The sequence below is a fragment of the Pseudomonas sp. NPDC077451 genome, assembly GCF_044543345.1.
Classification (GTDB): Bacteria; Pseudomonadota; Gammaproteobacteria; order Pseudomonadales; family Pseudomonadaceae; genus Stutzerimonas.
Genome location: NZ_JBITVX010000009.1, coordinates 85,691 through 100,468 on the forward strand (window position 1 = coordinate 85,691; position 14,778 = coordinate 100,468).

Below are 14,778 nucleotides of genomic sequence, written 5' to 3' on the forward strand. Positions count from 1 at the left end.
GGATAAGAACATGCCAAACAATTCTTTCGGTGAATCCTCTTGTACCGCTGCGGCCAGCGGCCTCGTGCAGGTGCGTGGCGCGCGCGAGAACAACCTCAAGGAGGTGGACGTCTCCATCCCGCGTAACGCGCTGGTGGTGTTCTCGGGTGTCTCCGGCTCCGGTAAGTCCTCGCTGGCCTTTGGCACCATCTATGCCGAGGCCCAGCGGCGCTACTTCGACTCGGTGGCCCCCTATGCGCGGCGACTGATCGACCAGGCCGGCGTACCGGACGTCGATGCGATCGACGGCCTGCCGCCGGCGGTGGCGCTGCAACAGCAGCGGGGCTCCAGCAACGCGCGTTCCTCTGTGGGCAGTGTGACCACCTTGTCCAGCCTGGTGCGGATGATGTATTCGCGCGCCGGCGCCTACCCAGCCAACCAGCCCATGCTGTACGCCGAGGATTTTTCGCCCAACACGCCGCAGGGAGCGTGCCCGACCTGCCACGGCCTGGGCCATGTGTACGAGGTGACTGAGGCCATCATGGTGCCCGATCCCTCCCTGAGCATCCGCGAGCGGGCGATCGCCTCCTGGCCCCCCGCCTGGCAAGGCCAGAACCTGCGCGACATCCTGGTCAGCATGGGCTACGACGTTGACCGACCGTGGAAGGACCTGCCGAAGAAGGATCGCGACTGGATTCTGTTTACCGAGGAAACACCGACGGTGCCGGTGTACGCCGGCTTCACGCCCGCCGAAACCCGCGCCGCGCTCAAGCGCAAGATGGAGCCGAGCTACATGGGCACCTTCACCGGCGCCCGGCGGTATGTGATGCACACCTTTGCCAACACCCAGAGCGCGCTGATGAGAAAGCGCGTGTCCCGGTTCATGGAGGGCAAACCGTGCCCCACCTGCCACGGCAAGCGGCTCAAGCCCGAGGCGCTGTCGGTCACCTTCGCCGGCGTGGACATCGGCGCGTTCATGCAGATGCCGCTGGACCAGTTGGCGGCCTTGCTCGAACCCATCGCCCAGGGCGATTTCCGCGCCCATGCAGCGGGGGCGGCTACGGACAAGGAAGCGACCCGACGCGACCGTGCCGAACGCGCGGCCTCCGGTCGCGCCGTCCATGCGGTATCGCCCGACGTGCGCCGCACCTCGGCGCTATCGGAAGAAAAGCGCCTCGCCGCGCAGCGCCTGGCTGGAGGCGTGATGGCGCGCCTGCGCCAACTGCGCGAGCTAGGCCTGGGCTACCTGACGCTGGACCGGGCCACGCCGACGCTTTCGGCCGGCGAGTTGCAGCGCCTGCGGCTGGCCACGCAATTGAGTTCCCTGCTGTTCGGTGTCGTGTACGTGCTCGACGAGCCCTCCGCGGGCCTGCACCCCTCCGATAGCCAGGCCCTGTACGACGCACTCGACCGGCTGCGCGACGCCGGCAACTCGGTGTTCGTGGTGGAGCACGACTTGGACCTGATGCGCCGCGCGCAATGGCTCGTGGATGTCGGGCCGGATGCTGGGGAGCGTGGCGGCCGCGTGCTCTACAGCGGCGAGCCGGATGGCCTGCGCAAGATTGCCGAATCGCGCACCGCCCGCTATCTGTTCGAGGAGATCCCCGCGCCGGGAAGCCGGGCACGCGAAGCGACCGGCTGGCTGGAACTGCAGGGCATCCACCGCCACAACCTGCATGGCGTGGATGCACGCATTCCGCTGGGCGTGCTGACAGCCGTTACCGGCATCTCTGGCTCCGGCAAATCCAGCCTCGTCGCGCAGGCCCTGCCGGAATTGGTGCTGCTGCACCTGGGCCACGAGCCTGAAGACGATGCCGCCGAAAGCGCCACCAGCGAAGGGCCGGCAGTGGTCGAAGCGACCGGCGGCCATCTGGCGGGCGACGTGGACGCCATACAGCGCCTGGTGCAGGTGGACCAGAAGCCGATCGGGCGCACGCCGCGGTCGAACCTGGCTACCTACACGGGTCTGTTCGACCATGTGCGCAAGCTGTTCGCCGCCACGCCCGATGCTCGACGCCGCCGCTATGATGCCGGACGGTTCTCGTTCAACGTCGCCAAGGGGCGCTGCGAGACTTGCGAGGGCGAGGGTTTCGTTAGCGTGGAACTGCTGTTCATGCCCAGCGTGTACGCGCCGTGCCCGACCTGCCATGGCGCGCGCTACAACGAGGCCACGCTGAAGGTCCAGTGGAACGGGCGCAACATCGCCGAGGTGCTGCAGATGACCGTGGACGATGCCAGCGAATTCTTCGCGGGTGAAGACGCGGTGGCAAGGCCCCTGCAACTGCTGCGCGACATCGGACTGGGCTATCTGCGCCTGGGGCAACCGGCCACTGAGCTTTCCGGTGGCGAGGCGCAGCGCATCAAGCTGGCGACCGAGCTTCAGCGCAGCCAGCGCGGCCGAAGCCTGTACGTGCTCGACGAGCCGACCACCGGGCTGCACGCGTCGGATGCCGACCGGCTGCTGGTGCAGTTGCAGCGCCTGGTCGATGCCAGCAATACCGTAGTGATGATCGAGCACGACATGCGTGCGGTGGCCCAAGCCGACTGGGTGATCGACGTAGGGCCAGGCGCGGGCGCTGCCGGCGGCAGCATCGTGGTGGCGGGTTCCCCTCAGCAGGTGGCCCGAAAGTCTGGCAGCCGAACCGCTCCGTTCCTTGCACGGGAGTTGGCGCGGGTCGAGTAGCTTAGTTCGCCAAATGTTGCCAGCTTCGCGGGGCATTGATCGTCGCCACACGGTGGTGACGGTCGCTGCCCGAGTCGCGTCATCCTTCCTGAGTCAGAGCAAGATAGGGATTGTTGGGCGGTATTTCGGCGAATACCAAGGACCCATTTTCGAGGAGGTAGCCATGCAGTCGGCGGGACTTCCTCGGGCCCGTGACTTCACAGGTCCAAATGTTCAGGCCATTTGAGTGCTTGCGGTGTAGCTGCAGTTTCTCAAAGCGCTTTTGCACCCACTGCCAATCCTGTTGCTTGTCCTGCCTGGCTAGCGCATCCACCTGGGGATGTTCCTGCGCATAGCGATGGAACACACCGGGACTGACCAGGTAGGCGGTGTCGCTCACCGTATGCACGAGCGCCTTGGCGTCGTTGATGATGAGTCGCCGCGCGGCGACTCCCTGTTGCAGCCACGTCATGAAATGCTCCCCGGATGGTATCGCGACTATTGGAGTTGATGCAGGTCCAGGCGCAGGGGTAAGTGGCAAGGGAGACGCTGCGGCTGTGGTTGGGGCAGGAACGTCAGGCTGGGCAGGGACTTTCTCCACTGGCTCTTCACTCTTCCCCATGTCGGCCGTGCCATCCAATCCAACCATCGGCAGCATGTCCTCCATGACGTCGGGCACGGGCGGGGCCGCAGTCGGCAAGGCGGTATCGCTGCGAGGGCATTCCCAAGGGGGAGTCTCCTGACCTTCGGGTGCTGGCTGCCCCACGACCGCGGGCGGTGTGCCTGGTGCACTGCCGTTGATTTCCGCTGGCGTCGTGTCGATCGCCACCGTGCCTGCGAAAAGCGCTGGCCGCTCGCCGGATTCCCAGATCAGCGCGGGCGCGAGGCGCAACAGGGTGAACGAGTAGGACCAGCCGGTCGCACTGGTCACGGTCGCGCGCCAGACCGCCTTGCCGTCTGAGGTAGGCTGGAGCATGCCGTGGTCCTGCAGCACGTTGAAGACGGCGGTGTTGTTCGCAGGAATGCCGTCGATCCCCTGAGACAGCAGGTGCGCGCGCAGCTTGTCCGAGACAGTCTTGCTCACCAGCCACAGCCCATCCTCAGTGAGCCAGCCATCGGAGGCTTCCGGCTGATTCAGCTTCAACTGTTCCTTGAGCAGGAAGCGCAGCCCGTCCAGCAGCTTGCGTTGCAGCGCGTGCCTGGGCGCGGCCATGGCGCGCGCGGGATCGCCGCCCAGTTCCTGTGCCACAGAAGCGCGATCAGCCTGCACGACCAGTTCACCCAGCACGCCGGCGTGCTCGTACTGCCCGGCCAAGACGTAGAGCAATGGTGCCCACAGAGACGGATAGCCGCTGAGCCAGTCTAGGAGCGGACCATCGAGCAATTGGCGGTAGAGCAGCCCTGTTGCGGCGCTGTGCAACCGGTACTCGCGGTCTTCGCGGTAGCGGAAGCGGTACGACTGGTGCAGCGGGCCGTGCCAGGGATGCCACAGCGAGCCGTCTGCCAGCTCGACCAGCAGATCGACGGCCACCTTGCCGATGTCGTGCAGCCACGGCGTTGTAACCGGCGTAGTCGTCGGTCATCAGGTAGCCGCGGTAGCCATCGAGCAGGCGTAGCGGCACCTCGGCGCGGCTGGCTGTGTAGTCGAAAAGGATCACCGGCTTGTCCGGCGGCCCACCGCTTTGCACCCACATCCAGGATTGTGCCGAGGGGTCGCGTCCCGGTTCATGCAGCACCTGCAAGCGCGTTTCGTCGCAGTGCAACACGGGGTAGTCCAGCAGCTTGTCGCGCATCAGGTTGAGCAACGGTTGCAGTTGCTCGCCACTTTGGATCACCCAACGCGCCAGGGGCTGGCGTGGGATGTCGACGCCGTGGCGGCTGCCCCCTAAAGAAGGTTGGCCGTAGAAGAGCACTTGAAGGGCTTCGCGTCCCTCTCTGGAGTGTGCTGTCTTTTGCGTGTACAGCCCCTGGTTTCAGCGTTGTCAAGTGGCAGTTTTGCTATAGGAGCGTTTTTTCCGCGCACCGCATCACTGGTAATGCTATTCGATCACTCGAAGCTTCGGATGATCTGATCGTTATTTGGTCAGATTGCTGTTTTTGACATCGGCAAAGACTGAAATCAGTCAGAAATACAAGGGTGTGCAGCCCTAGATTCTTTCTTGCAGCGCCTTGAAGAAGGCATCGATATTCTCATCGTGGCGTTTGTAGTAGGTCCAGGGGCCGATCCGCTGCGATGTCACCAATTGCGCGCGCTGTAGAGCTGCGAGATAAAGCGATGTCGTTGACTGCGAGAGGCCCGTGCGCTCTTGGATGATACTGACGCACACGCCTACCGTTTCTGGGTCGACTTCCTGCTCGGGAAAGACTGTCCTGGGATCCTTGAGCCAATTGAGGATGGCAAGGCGCGTCGGGTTCGCCAATGCTTTCAGGGCTTCGTTGACGTCAATAGTCATGAATTTTTTGAGACCTGTTTTTTTCGATATCTAAATATCTTCCTGATTCGCGCATCAAATTGGAAGGCTTCGCCATGATCTCTTCGCGCCTGCCCGTCGCAATGACGGGCTGGTTTGGACTGGAATCCTATTGCCCTGTCAGGTAGGACTATCGGGCACCTGTGCGCCGAATTGCGGGACGATATGTTTGCCAAGTTCCTCGATAACCTCTGCTGCGGGGCGTTTACCATACTTGAGGTTCAGGATGACGTGATCTACACCGATTTCCTGAAGTGTATCCAGCAAGGCCCGCAGGTGGTTACGTCCCAGTCGGAATCCTAGATGGATAGGCGAGGGTGGCGTGGATGGGTGTTCGTCCAGGTCGATATACAGCGATTGCAAGAACGGCTTGTAGATAGTGCCACATTGTTTAGCCGTTTCCTGTCGCCAATCTTCCACGATGAGTCGCTGCATTTTTGGCGGACGTGGATAGTTGATCCATCCATGGCTTTCACGCGCGATCCAATCGAGCGGCTGGCGGCTGTGTCCGGTTACGAATAGCGGTATTTCCCGAGTCGTAGGTTTGGGAACGAGATCGGCCCCCAGTAACTCGCCGTGACTCCAGCGAATGGGCTCGAAGTGTGTTCGATGGGCTTGGCGTATCACATTGAGGTTTTCTTGAAAGGTCTCGCCACGCTGTTCTGGATCAATGCTGAATGCGGGAAACTCCACGGGACGATCGCCAGAGGCTACTCCCAGGAGCAAGCGACCTCCGCTCAACTGATCAATGCTCGCTGCGGCCTTTGCCGTGTGCAAGGGATTACGCAGAGTAAGGGCGATGGAGGCGGTGCCTAGTGCGATTTTTGTTGTATGGGCTGCCATGTAGCCCAGATACACCCAAGGGTCGAAAACCTGGCCGACATCGCCGAAGCTTGGGTCCCTGAGTGGGACGTCGCGAAACCAGAGCGCCGAAAAACCAAGTGCCTCTGCACGTTTGGCCAGCGCGACCTGATCTAGCATGCTCGGTGTATCACCTTCGAAAGCCTCCAGGGGAAAGAACAGCCCAAGGCTTAGATGACCCTGCCTGAAGGTTCGTTTGAATCCCCTATGCTCTTGGTAGGGGATCGTGCTCGGTTGGTACATGCTTAACTTCCTCGGTCAACAATCGCTGAGCCACGCCCCTGAGTTATGGGGCGTGGCATTGAGCGTTTAGGATTTGTAAGTCGGGTAGTCGGTGTAGCCCTTATCGGTACCGCCGTACATGGTGCTTGGATCAACTGGGTTAAGCGGCCAGTTGTTGGCGATACGAGCGGGCAGGTCGGGGTTCGCAATGAAGGGGCGGCCAAAAGCGATCAGATCGCCCCAGCCAGCTTTTATCACGCGATTTCCTCGTTCAGCGGTGTACTTGCCGGCATAGATAATCTTGCCGCTGAATGTCTTACGAACAGCTTCCCGGAACGTCTCAGGCAGCTCGGGTGCGTTTTCCCAATCGGCTTCGGCGAGCGACAGGTAGGCAATGCCCACTTCCTCGAGGATCTTCACTGCCTCGATGTAGGTTTGATGAGGATCTTCTTCGACCAGACCAAGGTAGACGCGGTCTTCGTCTGTGGTCGCGAACAGCGGGGCGAAGCGAACGCCAACGCGCTCCTTGCCGACCACACCAGCAACAGCGAGGGTGATTTCGCGCAGGAAGCGAAGACGGTTCTGCAGCGAACCGCCATATTCATCATCACGCTGGTTGGTATGGGCCGAAATGAACTGGTTTACCAGGTACCCGTTCGCGCAGTGAAGCTCCACCCCGTCAAAACCTGCGTCCAAAGCATTTCGGGCTGCTTGGGCGTAGAGCTCAACCAGTTCCTTTACCTCCTTGGTGGACAGGGCTCGTGGGGTCGAAGGGTCGGCCAGTGTACCCGTGCCGGGGCCAGTTTCGATGAACACCTTGACGTTGTCCGCGCGGATGGCTGATGGCGCGACGGGCGCTTCACCACCGGGTTGCAGCGATGTGTGCGACACGCGGCCCACATGCCAAAGTTGAGCAAAGATCACCCCCCCTTCGGCGTGAACAGCGTCGGTGACCTTACGCCAGCCTTGTATCTGTTCCGGGCTATGAATGCCAGGTGTCCAGGCATAACCCTGTCCTCGGGGTTCGATCTGTGTGCCCTCGGTCACCATGAAGCCAGCACCGCTGCGCTGACGGTAATATGTGGCCATTAGGTCGTTCGCAATATTGCCGGGTTGGGAGCTGCGCGAACGCGTCAGTGGCGGCAGAACGATACGGTTCTTGAGGGTGTATGGGCCCAGCTGAGTCGTTTTGAAAAGTTCTGATTGTGTCATTTTGCTTACCTGCATATCTGAAATATTCGATGTCGTAGGTCGAAAAAACATGGATCAACGAGGTCTGAAGAGTCCGAGCGGTGCAGGTCACGAAGGCGCGCTGTGCGCCCTGCACCGCGCGGGCGACGTCGGCAGCTGTGGCGTTGGGATGTTGGTGAGAATTTTTCCGTTGGCGGGGTTGATAATGTCGAGGGCTTCACCGTATTCGTCCGAAACTCATTGGTTGTCAATAAACAGGCCGTAGCTGCTGTCGGGAAGGTGATTCGGACGGGTATCGCTGGAATCTTTCATGGGAGTACCTCCTGAGGTTTCTAGCGCGGTTATGGGTAGGCTATTCTCGATATTCATATATGTCAATATATTAATATCGCTTCCGGCACGTACGCATGGTTCCACGCCCTTGCAGCTCACTTCTGGATCAGCTGGGAGCGCGCCGTGCTTCGCGCTAGGGTTGCCTATGCAGTCAGCTCCCTTGAGCTTTTCATCATGGAGGCTGGCTGCATCAGGTATGCCATTGCCGTGATTGCGTTGATGCTATTGCCCGACAACAAAGGTATTCACCTTGACGATCTGGATGACAGCGAAGTTGACGCTACGCCCGCACTTCAACCTTCTTCTCCTCAGACGCATGTATAAGGAATGTTCGCGATGATCCGAATTGTCTACTTGTTGGTAAAGCCTATGTTCCGCCAGGAATGTTTGCGTCACTATCAGATGAGTGAGGGTATCCCTGGCCTGTTTAAATATGAGGTTAGGTTGGTGGCTGAAAACCCTGCCGATACCCATGTGCCATACCTGGATGTAGGGCCGGTTCACGCGATTGGCGAATGCTGGTTCCAAAGCCCGGAGGACTACCAACGATATATCGAGTCGGCAGTGCGCAAAGCCTGGTTCGAACATGGTAAAACGTTCATTGGCCAGCTCAAGCCCTTCGTCACTGAAACACTTGTTTGAAAGCTGCTCGAAGCGGTTATCTCCGATCAGGCCACCCCTCCATTCATTCTGGAGGGGCTTTCATCTACGAGTGAACCCCTGGTTATTGATTTAACGTAAATCACTGGCAGATTCCCCAATGAACATGGGGACCCGTGCGAGTCTCAATTCGCACGAGGTGCCGTCTATGTGTCGATTTGACAGCGTGTCCAACGACTGCGCGTGGGAACCATCGATCAGGTCGCCGATGGGGTAAAACATATCGAGCGGCTGATGCCTGCAAATCTCTCAGAAATCCTGGCAAGTTGCCGGGATGGTTCAGTGACGTGCCATGCAGCAACCCCAAGATGGCCCAACTGCAGGCAGTGAAACTCATTTCGCAGGGGTACACACCGGGACACTGCCTGGACATCAGTACCATCTGGTAGCGCAAAAGGTTGTAGCCCAGCAGCACACCCCATAGCTCTTGAGCGATCATCTCTGGCGTCTTGCTTCTCAGGGTATATTCGCCGCCCAGCAGTCTCTGCTTGATCGCCCGATAGCCCAGCTCGATTTCCCAGCGTTGACTGTAAAGGTCGACGATCTCCCCACCCGGAAAGCGCAGCGGGTCGACCATCGAAGTCAGTACGCTTACCATTTTTCCCTTGATCATCTTGCGCAACAACCGCGCTCGCATTTCGAGCGGACGACAGGTGGTATGTGGTCGGTAAATACATAGCGGCCATACTGTAAGCGCGAGTAGGCGGGTCTTTGGGCTGACGCCCGGCGATATCGTCAGGGCGTCAGATCCATACAGCCGTTCGATCAGGCTGCCGGCTTCAGAATGACCTTTGTCCAACCCTCATCTCGCGCATCGAAATGCTTGTACGCATCGGGCCCTTCCGCCAATTTCAGGCTGTGAGAGATGATCTGCGAAGGCTTGGCGCGGTCGTGATGGATCAGCTCCGCAAGCCTGCGGTTATAGGCTTTGACGTTGGCTTGCCCGGTGCGTATCTGCTGGCCCTTGAACCAGAACGCGCCGAAATCGAAGGCCATTTTGCCTTCCTTCGCCAGTTCATTTTTCGCGCCCGGATCCTGAGGAACAAACACCCCGACGACGCCGATGCCACCCGTGGCCTTGGTGGAAGCTACCAGGTTGTTCATCGTCAGGTGATTGGCCTCATGGCCGTGATTGTCACAGCACTGGTACCCCACACACTCACAACCTCGATCAGTGCCTTTGCCGTGAGTCAGGTTGAGGATCTGATCAACCGCCTCTTTCTCCAGGGAGTTGATTGGCGTGGCCCCCATCTGCGCGGCCAATTTCAATCGATCCGGATGGTTGTCGACCACGAACACTTGCGAGGCGCCTTTGATCATCGCGGCATGAGCTGCCATCAGGCCCACTGGCCCTGCACCGTAAATGGCGATGCTTTCACCCGGCATCAGGCCAGCCAGTTCAGTGGCATGCCATCCGGTGGGGAATATGTCTGACAGCATGACGTAGTCGTTTTCTTTCTCTTGCGCATCCTCTGGCAGCACCAGGCAATTGAAGTCCGCATATGGCACACGCAGCAGTTCTGCTTGACCACCCTGGTATGAGCCCATATCGGCAAACCCGTAAGCAGCACCAGCACTGCCGGGGTTGGCCGTGAGGCAGAAACCGGTCAAACCTTTTTCACAGTTTTCGCAGAAACCGCAGCCGATATTAAATGGCAAACAGACGCGATCACCTACCTTGATGCGATCTACGCCGGCGCCGACTTCGATGACTTCCCCGAGGTTCTCGTGACCGAAAACACGTCCCGTCTCCATCGAGGTGCGGCCCTCGTACATGTGCAGGTCAGAGCCGCAGATATTGGTAGTGGTGATGCGCACTACGGCGTCGGTAGGTTTTTCGATCTTGGCGTCTGGGACATTTTGCACGCTGACGTCGCGTGGCCCGTTGTAAACGATGGCTTTCATTAGACTCTCCCGTTCAAGCGACGATGAGGTGGTTTCGTCTGCTTACGAGATATCTGTTTAGATCTACGAACGTATGTTCCACAAATCGAGCTATGACCAGACGAGTGGTGATGCCGTCGCCCGCGCGTGGCGGCCCTTGAATTTGCAGCTCGTGACGAACTTAGACAGTTGAACGCCATAGAAGGAATATGGCTACGTGTAGTGGTCTACTAATCCTGGACACCCTTTTAGGGCGAGAATGCTCGCCATTCAGAGGTGTTCGATGAGCAGACAACGACGTACTTTCACCCCCGAGTTTAAGCGCGAAGCAGCCAGTCTAGTGCTCGACCAGGGTTACAGCTGTCCTGAGGCAGCCAAATCCCTTGATGTAGGTGAGACCGCACTGCGGCGCTGGGTCAACCAGTTGCAGTTGGAGCGCGGTGGCATCACCCCCACAGCCAAAGCGCTTACGCCTGAGCAGCAGACTATTCAGGAGCTTCAAGCCCGCATCAACCGGCTGGAGCTTGAGAAGAAAATCTTAAAGGAGGCCACTGCGCTCTTGATGGCCGAGGAGCACGGGCGCAGACGTTGAAGTCGATTCGGCAGTTAGCAGCACGCTACCCAGTTCAACTGCTGTGTTCAGTGTTTGAACTGCCTCGTTCCTGTTACTACGCCCATATGGCTCGGCGCCGTCGCATTGATGTTCGGCGGGTGGGTTTACGCAGCCGTATTAGCGAACTTTTCAGTCAAAGCCGTAGTTCAGCTGGCAGCCGCAGTATCGTTGCCATGCTCAAGGATGAGGGCGTCAAAGTAGGTCGCTTCAAGGTCAGGGGCCTGATGAAGGAGCAGGGTTTGATCAGTAAGCAGCCAGGTTCTCATGCGTACAAAAACGCCACTGTTGAGCGGCCTGACATTCCCATGCTTTGGTGGCTGGTTGGGAGATCTAGAGCCACGATTCGCAGCCCTTTTCCGTCGATGGCGGCCTTGAGCTTCGACCAGTCTTCAGCCGGCAGGCGGGACAGTCGGTCGATAGATTCCACCAGCAGTACATCCCCCGGGTGGGAATCGGCCAGCAGGCGCACCAACTCGGGGCGATCAGCACGAGTACCAGATGCGTTCTCAATGTATTGCGCGGCAATGGCCTTGCCATGATCGGCAGCAAACTCCTCCAGGACGGAACGGGCTCGGGCAGCGTCTTGTTCGGCAGTAGAGGCCCGAAGGTAGGCACGGACAAACATTTCTTGATCCCTATGCGTGCTGTTTCAATTTGGGCGTTGCAGAAACATCGTTACAGTTTGGGTGTTAGTTATAGAGCGGCAAGGACGAATCTGCCGCGCCTTTTCCGTATCAGTTGAGGCATACCTCTAAAAACGCTAGCGTAGATTGATTACTTTTTGGTCTGCGATGGGCCGGAGTCGTTGCCGTAGCGGAGGTCCGTTGGCAACGCGACGGTGATTTTGGAAGTTAACGCCATCTCGAGCATGAGCCTGTTGCCGCAGTGGAGGTCAAACGGCAACGGTAGCTTCACCGTTTGTCGCTCCTGAGCCCGAAACAGATGCAGTAGGTTCCGGGTACGGCCATGACGACGCAGACGATTGGCCCCACGCCCACGATTTGCCCCCAGAGGCTTTTCAGCAGCGGATAAGCGAAGAACACCGCTGCCGCTTCTGCCGGTTGCATGGTGGCCAGTCTGCCGAGGATGGCGGCACTCATTCCGGAAAGAAGTAGCAGCATGCAGCCTGTTACCGCCAATACTGGTCGGAGTCGGGATTGTGGATTGTGACGATAGCCAGAAGCTGGGACGTCCAGTGGCAATGGAATCTGCCGGACGAGCCTGCTGCGCCCAATGCGTGCGTCGAGGGTCAGGGCCAGCCAGGAAATTCCGATGGCGAATGTGAGGATGAAGCTAACAACCAGTGCAAGTGGCGACATGATCAAACTCCTCTGAGTGCTGTGGCGACTGCCCGTTAGTCGAAACCGAAGGACGAAAAACTGTCTCCGAAGCTGCTTATGCCGTGATCAAACGACAGGCTGTCAGTCATCGTGTCCGTGCCGAATGCGTTACCCATGACATCGAAACAGCTGTCGAGCATGGGCATTCCGTTGGCGGGATTGAGCCAGAAGGTTTCCATGGGTTCGAAGTGGGTCGATGAGAAAGCTGAGAAAGTATCCTCGGCTTGGGTCTGGCCTACCGGGTCAAATGAATCAGCCCAGTTAGTGTGATCCTGCAGGATGCTGTCGAACGACGTACTCGTGTCCCCATCTTCCAGCGAATCGACCTGATACCACCAACGTTCCTGGCGAATACCAAGGCCGTCATGCACCACGACCGCTTTTCCCTGGCTGGGATAGATGACCGTGGTGAATGCCGCTTTTTCTGGCCGGACGACAGAGGTGATGAGATTGGCAATGTGCGTAAACAGGTTCATGGCTAGCTCCTCGGTTTAGTTGGTTTCAGCATCTCCTGAACCCCAAATAACCCAAGGCATGGGTAAGATCGCATACCGCCTTGGAGACGGATCATCTATTGCAAGCTCGGGTGCGTAGAGGGGCACAAGCACGGCCCGGATCAGCAATCCATTACCGCAGCCAGGCCCTTTCCCTTCCAGGAGAAGCAGCACAGCAGGCGCGCGATGCCGGCTACCGCGCGGATACCCGCCACAATTGATCTACTCGCGTCGTGAAACTCTGGCTCATCAGCTCGCGACGCATGCTCCAGGCGGGGGCTGCTGGTACCACACCAGGTCGCAACGTTCCCCGTCCCCATTTGGCGTTGATCGAATCAAGCACGGCCATCACCTTCTCCGAATTAGCTGGCTGACTGGAGGCGAACAGGTCGTCGGTGAAGGCGTTTACGTCGGGACTAGTCATGCTTCCGCAGTCAGCGGCGAGGTAGTCCCTGAGCTCACTGGAGCCCAGGGTTTCGAAGCAGGCCGTCTTCAGCGTCTTCCTCGATGAATTGACTCTCAAGCCAGCCTTAGCCGCGCTGAGATAAGATCGTCTCGAGCAAACCAGGAAATCGATTGTTCAAATCATCCCTGCGCAACGAGTTCATATGGGTCGTGCCGATGGTTTGGGTTTGGACCAACCCGGCATCTCGCAGCACCCTGAAGTGATGGGACATGGTGGACTTTGGTCGGCCACCGTCCAATTCGCCACAGCTGGCTTCGCCCAGTTCGGCAAGGCGTCGGACGATCTCCAGGCGCACAGGATCGCTCAAGGCGTATAGCAGACGCTCGAGGACGAATTCAGTGACGGGAGGGTGTTTGTAGGGGCGCATGAACGAAGCATACACGGGTTTGCTCTATCTCCATAGTTCGAATACTATCGAATTAACGTAATAGACAACCCTCGGAGAAACCAATGTCTGCGCTGTTCCAACCCTTCACGCTTAAAGACGTCACGCTTCGCAACCGTATTGCGATTCCCCCTATGTGCATGTACTCGTCAAACGATGGCCTGATCAACGAGTGGCACAGTGTTCACTACGCCTCCCTTGCGCGTGGCGGGGCGGGGTTGGTGATTGTCGAAGCAACCGCTGTAGCGCCAGAAGGGCGGATCACTCCTGGCTGTGCGGGTATTTGGAACGATGAGCTGGCCCAGGCCTTCGTACCGGTGGTGCAGTCGATCAAGGCAGCCGGCTCGGTCCCCGGCCTGCAGATCGCCCACGCCGGTCGCAAGGCAAGCGCAAACCGTCCATGGGAAGGCGATGACCACATCGCTGAAGATGACGCCCGTGGCTGGCAGACCATCGCTCCATCGGCCATAGCTTTTGGCGGTCACCTGGCCAAGCAGCCGCAAGCCATGACGCTGGAAGACATTGCCCGTGTGCGTGAGGATTTCGTCGCAGCCGCTCGCCGTGCGCGTGACGCTGGCTTCGAGTGGCTGGAGCTGCATTTCGCCCATGGTTATCTGGCCCAGTCGTTCCTTTCCGAACACTCCAACCATCGCGATGACGCCTACGGCGGCAGTTTCGACAACCGTAGCCGCTTCCTGCTTGAAACGCTGGCGGCTGTTCGTGAGGTTTGGCCGGAGCACCTGCCGCTAACCGCTCGTCTAGGGGTTATCGAATACGACGGCCGGGACGAACAGACGCTGACCGAGGCTATCGAACTGACACGTCGCTTCAAAGATGGTGGCCTGGATCTGCTGAGCGTCAGCATTGGTTTCACCATCGCTGAAACCAACATTCCCTGGGCGCCTGGCTTCATGGGCGAAGTTGCCCAGCGCGTGAAGCGTGAGGCGGGGATACCAGTGGCTTCGGCATGGGGCTTCGGCACGCCAAGCGTTGCCGAAGAAGCGGTCAAGAGCGGTCAGCTGGACTTGGCGATGATTGGGCGAGCACATCTGGCCAATCCAAATTGGTCCTATCTTGCCGCCCAAGAGCTGGGCGTAGAGCGTGCGTCCTGGACCTTGCCGGCTCCCTATGCCCACTGGCTTGAACGCTACAAGTGATCCGTCGGGGCGAAGACGGCCGTCATGGCCTAATCGCCCGCTGCCTCAGCGCCGATGTGC

Annotated in this window: 11 protein-coding genes and 5 pseudogenes; 4 read left to right on the forward strand and 12 right to left on the reverse strand. The window is 59.2% G+C overall.

Annotation, left to right across the window (positions count from 1 at the left end):
• Positions 1-10: 10 nt before the first annotated feature.
• The gene (locus ACIGHL_RS15355) at positions 11-2,662 is read left to right on the forward strand and encodes an excinuclease ABC subunit UvrA (RefSeq protein ID WP_499176678.1); all 2,652 of its coding nucleotides are present in this window, start codon (positions 11-13) and stop codon (positions 2,660-2,662) included.
• 79 nt (positions 2,663-2,741) lie between these two features.
• On the opposite strand, the pseudogene mobH reads toward ACIGHL_RS15355, so the two are convergent.
• From mobH to ACIGHL_RS15380, 5 genes and pseudogenes are all read right to left on the reverse strand, one after another.
• A pseudogene (gene mobH, locus ACIGHL_RS15360) lies at positions 2,742-4,190 on the reverse strand (MobH family relaxase); the annotation flags it as partial.
• Positions 4,188-4,521, reverse strand: a pseudogene (locus ACIGHL_RS15365) (IS66 family transposase); the annotation flags it as partial. The pseudogenes mobH and ACIGHL_RS15365, both read right to left, overlap by 3 nt.
• A 267-nt stretch (positions 4,522-4,788) precedes the next feature.
• Positions 4,789-5,094 carry an ArsR/SmtB family transcription factor gene (locus ACIGHL_RS15370; RefSeq protein ID WP_012464920.1) on the reverse strand — a complete coding sequence of 102 codons (306 nt, stop codon included), beginning with the start codon at positions 5,092-5,094 and terminating at the stop codon, positions 4,789-4,791.
• A 138-nt stretch (positions 5,095-5,232) separates the two neighbouring features.
• Positions 5,233-6,216: an LLM class oxidoreductase gene (locus ACIGHL_RS15375; protein WP_003291626.1), complete on the reverse strand. Its 984-nt coding sequence runs from the start codon at positions 6,214-6,216 to the stop codon at positions 5,233-5,235.
• A gap of 66 nt (positions 6,217-6,282) precedes the next feature.
• A complete protein-coding gene (locus tag ACIGHL_RS15380; RefSeq protein ID WP_034000002.1) occupies positions 6,283-7,407 on the reverse strand; it encodes an alkene reductase in 1,125 nt (374 codons plus the stop codon).
• A 648-nt stretch (positions 7,408-8,055) separates the two neighbouring features.
• Here ACIGHL_RS15380 and ACIGHL_RS15385 point away from each other — a divergent pair.
• Positions 8,056-8,361 carry an EthD domain-containing protein gene (locus tag ACIGHL_RS15385; RefSeq protein ID WP_033999990.1) on the forward strand — a complete coding sequence of 102 codons (306 nt, stop codon included), beginning with the start codon at positions 8,056-8,058 and terminating at the stop codon, positions 8,359-8,361.
• 100 nt (positions 8,362-8,461) lie between these two features.
• On the opposite strand, the gene ACIGHL_RS15390 is transcribed toward ACIGHL_RS15385, so the two are convergent.
• A complete protein-coding gene (locus ACIGHL_RS15390) occupies positions 8,462-9,178 on the reverse strand; it encodes a transposase (RefSeq protein WP_196740286.1) in 717 nt (238 codons plus the stop codon).
• Positions 9,145-10,284, reverse strand: a complete 1,140-nt coding sequence (locus ACIGHL_RS15395; protein WP_033999988.1) for a glutathione-independent formaldehyde dehydrogenase — start codon at positions 10,282-10,284, stop codon at positions 9,145-9,147. Before ACIGHL_RS15395 ends, ACIGHL_RS15390 begins: the two co-directional genes overlap by 34 nt.
• Positions 10,285-10,546: 262 nt before the next feature.
• Between ACIGHL_RS15395 and ACIGHL_RS15400 the strand changes: the two are divergent.
• Positions 10,547-11,187, forward strand: a pseudogene (locus tag ACIGHL_RS15400) (transposase); the annotation flags it as partial.
• Here the strand turns inward: ACIGHL_RS15400 and ACIGHL_RS15405 are convergent.
• From ACIGHL_RS15405 to ACIGHL_RS15425, 5 genes and pseudogenes are all read right to left on the reverse strand, one after another.
• Positions 11,181-11,501, reverse strand: a pseudogene (locus ACIGHL_RS15405) (recombinase family protein); the annotation flags it as partial. The pseudogenes ACIGHL_RS15400 and ACIGHL_RS15405 sit on opposite strands and share 7 nt — an antisense overlap.
• Positions 11,502-11,787: 286 nt before the next feature.
• Positions 11,788-12,195: a hypothetical protein gene (locus ACIGHL_RS15410; RefSeq protein ID WP_032904188.1), complete on the reverse strand. Its 408-nt coding sequence runs from the start codon at positions 12,193-12,195 to the stop codon at positions 11,788-11,790.
• 35 nt (positions 12,196-12,230) lie between these two features.
• Positions 12,231-12,692, reverse strand: a complete 462-nt coding sequence (locus tag ACIGHL_RS15415; protein WP_032904189.1) for a hypothetical protein — start codon at positions 12,690-12,692, stop codon at positions 12,231-12,233.
• Positions 12,693-12,903: 211 nt separating this feature from the next.
• Positions 12,904-13,110: pseudogene (locus ACIGHL_RS15420) on the reverse strand (DUF4113 domain-containing protein); the annotation flags it as partial.
• 130 nt (positions 13,111-13,240) lie between these two features.
• Positions 13,241-13,543: an ArsR/SmtB family transcription factor gene (locus ACIGHL_RS15425; RefSeq protein ID WP_025297873.1), complete on the reverse strand. Its 303-nt coding sequence runs from the start codon at positions 13,541-13,543 to the stop codon at positions 13,241-13,243.
• A gap of 83 nt (positions 13,544-13,626) precedes the next feature.
• Between ACIGHL_RS15425 and ACIGHL_RS15430 the strand changes: the two genes are divergently transcribed.
• Positions 13,627-14,718 (forward strand): NADH:flavin oxidoreductase/NADH oxidase, encoded by a 1,092-nt coding sequence (locus ACIGHL_RS15430; protein ID WP_013983157.1) that lies wholly within the window; start codon positions 13,627-13,629, stop codon positions 14,716-14,718.
• Positions 14,719-14,778: the final 60 nt, after the last annotated feature.